Source organism: Thalassobacter sp. (assembly GCF_982993085.1).
On sequence record NZ_CEZFMW010000141.1, the window covers coordinates 1 to 8,150 of the forward strand.

Here is an 8,150-nt window from a genome sequence, read left to right on the forward strand (position 1 = left end):
AGAAACCTTATTAGAGAAATCCAAAATTAGTGGCACTGAAATTGGGGGCTAGACACCGCGCCAATGCGGCTCGCCGCTGGAATGGTCGAGGATGCGGTCGTGACCGAAGTTCGACGCATCCTGCAAACGCCAGAGGTGGTGTCGCAAGTGCTGGTGGCCCTGAAAAAGGAACAGGCTGCAGTTTCAGAGGCGGACACCATCGCGGCATTGCATGAGTTCAGCGCGCTTTGGGCGCAACTCTTCCCGGCAGAGCAAGCCCGCATCATCCAGCTTCTAGTCCGGCGCGTCACCGTCACCGCCGCAGGGCTCGAGGTCGACATCAGGCGCGAAGGGATCGCGGGCCTCATCCGCCAGATGGTTGCCCCTCGCGGGATGGAGGCGGCGGAATGACAAAGCCCGACGACACGATCCGCGTGCTGATCCCTCTTCAAGTGCGCAAGAAGAACGGGCGGCCCAAAATCCTACCGCCCGCCGACTATAGACCGAGCGAGGATCAAGCGCAGGACCCGCACATTCTCCGCGCCATAGGCCGCGCATGGGGCTGGCGGCGTCGGATGGAAGCTGGCGAGTTCGCAACCATCCAAGAACTGGCCGAAGCCGTCGGGCTGGCAGAACGGCATGTCAGTCGGCAACTAAGGTTGGCATATCTCGCACCGGATGTGCTGAAACGACTAACGTGCATGCGCGAGGTATCAGCGGTCAGCTTATATGACCTGTGTTTTCTGGCTGGGGAGGTTTGGCAGGAGCAGTTGGCTCGGGTATATGCGAACAATCTATAGCCAACGGATGATCTCCTCTAACTGACGAGCCCGTCATGCCCTCTTCATATCACGAAAAGGCACCATCGTAAGTGCAAGCGTGGTGTGGCGAACATGGATTTCGGCACACGCTTCAATTCTTCGTCTTAGAAATCCTTGATTTCATTGTGTCAATTCCATCCTGAAGCCTTGTTAGGCGCTCCTTTAGGTCCGTATCTGGAAAAGATAGAAAGTGTGGATTATGTCGAGATTTAGTTATTTCTGCCGCAACCTCTTCAAACGACCTCTCAAAATAGTCGTAACCCACAATATCGGCAAACTGCCTCTGCTTGGTGGTGAATGACGCATAAAGCTTGTCGCCAACACGTGTCATTAGGGGAACCGGAATGAAGTTCCGGCTGCCGTCGTATTGCAAGAACAGCATACGGTCCATGGGCAAGCCATTGAAAAAAAGAGTGACATAGTAGGAAGTCGCCGAAGGATCTGGGCGGTGGAGCGCCAGCATCCATGGCTCAAGAAAATCACCATCAGAAACTGGCTCGGATAAATCCACCTCCATTGTGAAACCAGAATAGATTCTATGACGGTATGTCTTATTCTCCACGCCCCGAGATGGAACCGTCACCCAGCTTTTTGGGTTCTTCAGTGCCAACCATTGGATCACTTCAGGCGCAAAGAAGGTGATGAATGTGAGCGCAACGCCCGCAAAGCCGAGGAGCAATCCAACAAGGGTAACAATCCCGTTTAAGAAGTCTGACAAGGCGATTTCCTTCCTGAACCAAGGAGTATCAAGTTAGCTGTGGCAACATTAATGCTCAATGCCTCTGATTTCTTTCCGTACTTATAACCAGCTGTTTTGCCGATGGCCTTGCTCGAGAACGATGCACTGGATGGCACGCCGCATTGCGCGTCACTGCGCTCTACCACGCCGCCTTCGGGTGTCTCTGACCGTTTCGATAGCGGTCGAACCTGCTTCAACTGCGGCGCAACCTATTTTCGGCAAGCACCTGAAAAGAAAACCATTTTTGAATGCGTCTCGATTTGGGTGAAGGGCGGGTGGAAAGAGACGCGGGGAGTTCGGAGACCGATTGGAGCCCAAATGCCAGTCTCTGAAAGTCGGATGGCCTCGCTAAACCCCTTTGAAATAAAAAGAAAAAAGGCCCCATCAGGGACCTCGTCTCGGGTTTGCGAATAGTTTGTGGCGGGCCGTACAGGATTCGAACCTGTGACCCGCTGATTAAAAGCCGCGTTTTTAGACTTCTCTGGCTTACTCTTGTGTGCGCTAAATTACTGTATTTGCTTTGTTATTCTTGACGGAGATCACGACGGCTTTCTATCTCTTACTCCACGGTTTTCATCCGCCTGCGACCACTATGCTTCCATGGTTTCGGGCATCATTTGGAGAAATAGATTTGCCCAAGATCACAAAACGCGTCGTTTCGGCGCTTCAGCCCCTAACCACATCTTACTTCATGTGGGATTCGCTCGTCGTCGGGTTTGGTGTGCGTGTCATGCCCTCCGGCACCAAGACGTTTCAAGTTCAGTATCGAAAAGGTGCTCGAACCCGTCGCGCCTCATTGGGTCGCTTCGGCGTCGTGTCGGTTGAGCAAGCGCGTGATCAAGCGCGAGAGATGTTGGGACAGGTCGCAGGTGGCTATGATCCCGTCGAACAGATTGCGATTGAGCGGATTGCGCCCACGGTCTCTGACCTCTGCGACCGTTTCCTCGATGTGCATGTCGCGGTGCATGTGAAGCCATCCACCGCCAAGGATTATTCTTCGACGATCCGCCGCATGATCCGACCTGCACTTGGTACGTTCAAAGTCACCGAGGTACTGCGCAAAGACATTGCCAACCTGCACTACCGCCACCGCGACACACCGATCCAAGCGAACCGGATGCTCTCGGTCCTGTCCAAGATGTTCAATCTTGCAGAGCTTTGGGGCCTGCGCCCTGACGGGACAAACCCGTGCCGCCATGTCCCAAAGTACAAAGAGAACAAGCTAGAGCGGTATTTGACGACTGATGAGATCCAGCACCTTGGTCATATCCTCAGGAGGTGTGAAGAGGATGGCTCCGAGACGCCCCATGTTATAGCAGCATTTCGTTTACTGCTTCTGACAGGATGTCGGTTGGGTGAGATCCAGACGGCTAAGTGGGAGTATGTGACCGAGCGCGGGCTGGAGCTGCCCGATAGCAAAGTGGGCAAGCGGTGCGTTCCCCTGGCTGCCGCTGCCCGTGCGGTCCTTGATGCCCTCCCGCGCACCGTGGGCCACCCGTATATCATCGAAGGCAAGCTACCGAATTCCCACATCACTGAAATGCAGCGCCCATGGCGACGCATCCGCGGGCTCGCTGGTTTTGATGACGTTAGAATTCACGATTTGCGCCACACCTTTGCCTCGATAGCGGTGTCCGGTGGAATGCCGATACAAATGGTAGGACGGCTCTTGGGACACACACAGTTACAAACAACCCTGCGCTATGCGCATCTCGCCGATGATCCTGTCCGCGCCGCCGCTGAAGAAAACAGTGCGGCTATTTTTGCAAGCCTTGGTGCGCCTAAACCGAAGAACCATCTGCGGGTGATTAAGTGAGCGACGATCAGACAAATAGAGACACTTTAATCCAGTTCGTTCAAATGATGGCTGATGCTGGGGCGGATCCTGAGCAACCCTTCACGACGGGTGTTTTTTCTCCGATAGCTCGAAGATATAATTTTTCAGATGCGCTTACTCCGGTGCTACGACTTACTTTGAACTTTGCTGCAAACGCTAAAAGTTTCGAAAAAAGCTACCCAGAGGCTCGGAAAGAGCTTGGTGCCTTGCGACGCACTATTAAGAAGCTCGACAGTCAATTAGACACTCTTGGGCTCGAAACCCGTTTTCTAGTTGAACGCGCAAGTGCCTGTCAGAAGCTAAAGTCAAACGTGGATCTTCTGCAATCCGGCGGCTTCAAGAGCTTACGGGAGATGTCTTTGACGTCTTTCAAGACGATAACGCAAACGAACCGCGAAGGACTTTCCTTGATCGAAGAATTGTCCGAGGTGTCAGCGAAGCTTGATTGCTATCTCGAAACCGCTGAAAGGGTAGCAAGAGGCCAAAGCGGTCGGCCCGCCGATGCGAACTTGGAGCTGTTCCTCTTTGCGGCTTACCAAGCCTACGTGAATGGCACAGGCGCGCCATTTACCTTGGACTGGCACATAGACGATGCGCCACTGTCTGAAGCCGCACGCTTCTGTGTCGATGTTGTGAGTGTTGCTTTCGCCGATGTGTCGTCTGCTCAAATCCGCTCTGTCAGCAGGCGGGTGCGAGAAAAATCCATTCCTGTCAGTAACATGCAAAACGCTTCAATTTTCTTGGAGAGTTTCAACAAGCGGGATCGCTAGCTTAATCCACGTATCCTATCGTAGCCAATCCGCAGTGAACACACTGATGAGGAAGCTATGAACATAGAAACTTTGAACCGAGCCAATCCGCGCTTTTTGACCGAGAAACAGGTAGCGGACTTAATTTGTCAATCTGTTCGGACAATCCAAAAGTGGCGCATGACAGGTCATGGGCCTGCCTTTCACAAGTTCGGGCAATCCGTCCGGTATCACCAAACGGATGTCCTGGCGTGGGTGGAGGCGCGGCGTAGGGCGCACACCTCTCAATGACCCGGCCCGCAAAGAAAAGCCGCGATACCGCAAGGGCGCACCGCTCAAGACTACGCGCCACCCCATTCTCAGCGAATGGCCGCGCCGGTTGTTGGGGGAGTGACCACGTTCAAGTCTCAGTTCCGGAGGGACTAACGCAGAGCGCAGAGACAGGAGGGCTTTTCGCTGCGGTTGCTGCAAGGCGCCAACTACTGCTGTTTACAGCCCCTGACATTGCATCTCCGCCGACCACCGCCGCCCTTCGCTTCGTTGAAGCCGGAGCGCGCTTAGACAGTCTGAAGCTTTCTTGCCTGGAGCACTGCGCGGGTGCGGCGGGCGCCAGCCCGCGTGGGCGCGCGCGGTGATACCGCAAAAAGGGGGGTCTTTGTAACACCCCCCTCTAGAAATACAGATATAGGAAAAAGATAAATGAAATTAATAAGAAAAGGATTTGATGGCCTTGATATCGCCTTCCCTTTGGTGGTGAACGATGTGGTCGTGGCTAAGCTGCTCGAAGCCCAAGAGCAAAGCAAACTGGCCCAGCAGGACGTGGGGACTTTCAAGCACAATGGGGTGACCATGGTGGTCTCGCAGACAGGTGCACGCGGGGGATATACCTATCGGTGCAGCACGGAAATGGGTACGCCTATGGGTGAAACTTGGTTCTTTAAGCATCCGCGTGACAACGGTGATGAATGGGGTGTTCGGGTCTCCTGCGGTGCGCTTCCGCTTGCATTGTACGGCCTGCAACAGGTCCGCGCTGACGTTGAGAATAAGTTGGAACGGTTAGAGCTAAACTACGAACCCGGTTCTGAGAGCATCGGGCGTGTCGATTTTGCCTTCGATTTCTTCGTCCCGGACCTGCGGCCTCAGAGAGACCATTTTGTGACGCACTCCCGTACCAAAGTGCGCGAACATGCGGACCAATCTATATCTGTGGATGGCAAGTCGGGTCGAGTTGAGACGATCACAGTCGGTAAGAACCCAGGCCGGCAAGTGATCCTCTATGACAAACGGGCAGAGATCATCGCTAAGAAAAAGCCGTATTGGCTGAACATTTGGAACGATGCGATGCAGAGGGCCGGATACGCACCGCTTGTGATTGAAGATCGTGCGCAAAGTGAAGTGTGGCGGATTGAGGTGCGGGCGTTCAAGCGACACCTGAAAGACCGTTGGGGTGTTACCACCTGGGGCAACCTCAAAGCTCGATTGCCTGAGATTTTAGAGACGGCGTTCGATGAGGTGCGGTTCACACTCCCGACATCTGACACAAACCGCTCCCGTTGGCCCGACCATCCGATCTGGATCGCAGCGCGTACCGCGCTGGATGACGACTTTGACGATCTGGGAAGCATGGCCGATCCCGACGACATTCGCGAGATTTGCAGGGCAGTGACCGATGAAACACTCCTTGCCCAAGTCTCTGGCTGTATGGTCGCGCGCGCGGGTTTACACGGGGTAGGTGCAGATCAGCTACAAGCCTTCATCGCAGGTACAGCCGACCACATCAGGCGTGAGATTGACCGCCACCCTGAACGCGCCACCCAGAAGCTGGAGACCGCTAGGGCGAAGTATGGTATCACTGGTTGACTAACCGGAACACCATTTGTCTCATTCTCACGGCGCAACCATATTGCTTCATGAGATAATTTTTTAATCGGCACCACAATAACTATTCTTCGGAAGTATGGAAGCCAAAACCAATGGCGAGCATTATCCGAACCGAGGATTTTTGCTTAGGCTAAGGATTAGCCTATAGGTCTATCAGGCCAGTCCAGCTTTGCAGGGCCATTTGTATAACTAAAATTAGGTACTGTCTGATCTAAAAGGATAAAACTTACGAATTCTGCGCGTGAAATTTGATAAGCGAGCTTTGCATTTTTATGCTGATGACTATGGATTATCCACAAATTCTTTTGCGCCTCTCTCTCTGGCTCTTTCCATTGGTTGAAGTCGAAAACGATAGTCTGATCAATCCAGGCCCACTCCGCAAGAAGTCCATGATAAGGTGCACGCTTCGCGAGTACTTCAATATCCTTTACGCTGCGTTCTGATGTTATCGGCCCCCAATTATAAGAGAAACGGTTCTCATCTTTTTTTCGGCGCGTACCATCTATTACCCAGATTATCCGCTTGTAGAAAGAGGTTCGTTTTTTGATTTCTTGAAGTTTAATTGGGGAATGCTGAAACTCAATGACTAGCCCGCTCGGTGTGGTCAAGTCGGCTATATGGCGCTCTCCATTTTCGTCTTTATGAACAGTTTCTTGCCAACCGATTGGAAACTCATTCTTCCATTTGCGGTGCCAGCGTGTCTCTGGCTCCCACCAATGATCACAATGCTGACGTCCCTTGTGAGCCCAGTGATTAACCCTCTTTGGTCCGCAACGTGCAATCATTTCAGCATCGCAAGCTGGACAGTTTCCACGTGCTCTTCGTGTCGCTTGGATTCTTTCTTGGCCGGATCGTGCATACTTCATTCGCAAGAAATGGTTGTCTTAGTGATATGACACAAGACCTCTAACGCATTTAGTGGTGGTAGATTTGAAGTTCGATATGACCAAGCTTGGTATTTGCCATGAGGCATGGATTATTTCAGCGAGAAATTCCCAGAATAGGCGCGCGTTGTCAGTGGTTGATATTGGTATTCAGCGAGATAACAGCACGGCGCGCTCGGGGCGCTAAGATCTGAGAACGTGACGCTCGCCAGTGTTGCGGCTGCACCACTTTTTCAGCTCGAATGTCACTTTGATATTTGTTAGACTTGCTACTTGCAGACATCTGGAGGGTGCGATGTTGAGGTGGGTCAGTCGAATATTAATCGTTAGCCTTATCGGATACATTGGACTCTTACTTTACGAATATAATCGCTTGGGCATTTTCAGTATGCCGGATCTACCGCATGGAGCCTACTACGTATCGTTCGATAGCGGACTACGCGGCATCGTTTTAAACGCTGATGTTCCTGAAACTTCCACCGGCAGTGGACCCAAGTTCTTACGTTCTTTGAGCGTTGAGAATCGCGATAGAAGGTACATAGGCATCTCCCAAAATGTGCCATCTTGGTTTGCCAATGCATGGTCCGTTTGCGAAGCGCCAACAGAGCAAGAGCGAGATAGCATTATGGAAAGCCTGCCAAATGATACACTTCACGAGTTAGGCAATGCTCGATTTGAAGCAGTATGCCAGATTGATGCTGACGGAGAATCTTTGCTGCGTGGAGTACTTTTCTCAGTTCCACGGCTATGACTAGTGCGGTCAAGGTGGTCCCGCGTGGCCTGTCCTCGAACTTCAACAGTAGTTTTCCGGTGTTCACCTGTCAGTATTCCAGGATCGCCATTTCAGGCCTGAGCGTTCCCCATCGACACGCCTGTGCCTGGAACGCAACACAAAAACTGCTTCCACAGCGCTTCCACAACAAAATGGACACGACATCGCCCAAGATGTCACTCGCCCTAAGTCTCTGACTTATATGTTAAAAGTGGTGAGCCGTACAGGATTCGAACCTGTGACCCGCTGATTAAAAGTCAGCTGCTCTACCAACTGAGCTAACGGCCCTCACTGGCGGGGTAGCTATCCGGCACTCCCGCAGTGGTCAACCCGGAATCATCACCTTTTTTGCCCATGGCTAGCAAAAGGTTCACGACAGGCGTATACGCCGCGCCATGCAGTCCACTTCTTTCCCTAATGGCCTGCCCTTCATGAAGATGCATGGGCTGGGCAATGACTTCGTCGTGATCGATGAACGCGCCACTGGT

At 52.6% G+C, this 8,150-nt stretch carries 8 protein-coding genes, 1 tRNA gene and 1 pseudogene; 7 read left to right on the top strand and 3 right to left on the bottom strand.

Annotated elements, in window-relative coordinates:
• Window positions 1-63: 63 nt before the first annotated feature.
• Both AC4GMC_RS16180 and AC4GMC_RS16185 read left to right on the top strand, forming a co-directional pair.
• A complete protein-coding gene (locus AC4GMC_RS16180) occupies window positions 64-390 on the top strand; it encodes a site-specific recombinase (RefSeq protein ID WP_487878974.1) in 327 nt (108 codons plus the stop codon).
• Window positions 387-779 carry a hypothetical protein gene (locus tag AC4GMC_RS16185; RefSeq protein WP_487876239.1) on the top strand — a complete coding sequence of 131 codons (393 nt, stop codon included), beginning with the start codon at window positions 387-389 and terminating at the stop codon, window positions 777-779. The genes AC4GMC_RS16180 and AC4GMC_RS16185 overlap by 4 nt, the downstream gene beginning before the upstream one ends.
• 112 nt (window positions 780-891) lie before the next feature.
• Here AC4GMC_RS16185 and AC4GMC_RS16190 read toward each other — a convergent pair whose 3' ends face one another.
• The gene (locus tag AC4GMC_RS16190; protein WP_487876240.1) at window positions 892-1,518 is read right to left on the bottom strand and encodes a hypothetical protein; all 627 of its coding nucleotides are present in this window, start codon (window positions 1,516-1,518) and stop codon (window positions 892-894) included.
• A gap of 652 nt (window positions 1,519-2,170) precedes the next feature.
• On the opposite strand from AC4GMC_RS16190, the gene AC4GMC_RS16195 reads away from it, so the two are divergent.
• The 4 genes from AC4GMC_RS16195 (at window position 2,171) to AC4GMC_RS16210 (ending at window position 5,985) form a co-directional block, all read left to right on the top strand.
• Complete coding sequence (locus AC4GMC_RS16195) at window positions 2,171-3,355, top strand: site-specific integrase (RefSeq protein WP_487876241.1); 1,185 nt, start codon at window positions 2,171-2,173, stop codon at window positions 3,353-3,355.
• Complete coding sequence (locus tag AC4GMC_RS16200) at window positions 3,352-4,146, top strand: hypothetical protein (RefSeq protein WP_487876242.1); 795 nt, start codon at window positions 3,352-3,354, stop codon at window positions 4,144-4,146. Before AC4GMC_RS16195 ends, AC4GMC_RS16200 begins: the two co-directional genes overlap by 4 nt.
• Window positions 4,147-4,203: 57 nt before the next feature.
• Entirely contained in the window at window positions 4,204-4,416 is a 213-nt protein-coding gene (locus AC4GMC_RS16205; RefSeq protein ID WP_487876243.1) for a helix-turn-helix transcriptional regulator, read from the top strand.
• Window positions 4,417-4,824: 408 nt separating this feature from the next.
• Window positions 4,825-5,985, top strand: a complete 1,161-nt coding sequence (locus tag AC4GMC_RS16210) for a hypothetical protein (protein WP_487876244.1) — start codon at window positions 4,825-4,827, stop codon at window positions 5,983-5,985.
• A 158-nt stretch (window positions 5,986-6,143) separates the two neighbouring features.
• Here AC4GMC_RS16210 and AC4GMC_RS16215 read toward each other — a convergent pair whose 3' ends face one another.
• Window positions 6,144-6,872, bottom strand: coding sequence for a competence protein CoiA (locus AC4GMC_RS16215; protein ID WP_487876245.1), 729 nt, complete (start codon window positions 6,870-6,872; stop codon window positions 6,144-6,146).
• A gap of 1,002 nt (window positions 6,873-7,874) precedes the next feature.
• Window positions 7,875-7,950: transfer RNA gene (locus tag AC4GMC_RS16220), tRNA-Lys, on the bottom strand.
• 107 nt (window positions 7,951-8,057) lie between these two features.
• On the opposite strand from AC4GMC_RS16220, the pseudogene AC4GMC_RS16225 reads away from it, so the two are divergent.
• Window positions 8,058-8,150: pseudogene (locus AC4GMC_RS16225) on the top strand (diaminopimelate epimerase); the annotation flags it as partial.

Excerpts from the sequence above, each read along its gene's own strand:
- AC4GMC_RS16185 (WP_487876239.1), top strand. The coding sequence starts at position 387 with ATGACAAAGCCCGACGACACGATCCGCGTGCTGATCCCTCTTCAAGTG.
- AC4GMC_RS16180 (WP_487878974.1), top strand. The coding sequence starts at position 64 with ATGCGGCTCGCCGCTGGAATGGTCGAGGATGCGGTCGTGACCGAAGTT.
- AC4GMC_RS16205 (WP_487876243.1), top strand. The coding sequence starts at position 4,204 with ATGAACATAGAAACTTTGAACCGAGCCAATCCGCGCTTTTTGACCGAG.
- AC4GMC_RS16210 (WP_487876244.1), top strand. The coding sequence starts at position 4,825 with ATGAAATTAATAAGAAAAGGATTTGATGGCCTTGATATCGCCTTCCCT.
- AC4GMC_RS16215 (WP_487876245.1), bottom strand. The coding sequence starts at position 6,872 with ATGAAGTATGCACGATCCGGCCAAGAAAGAATCCAAGCGACACGAAGA.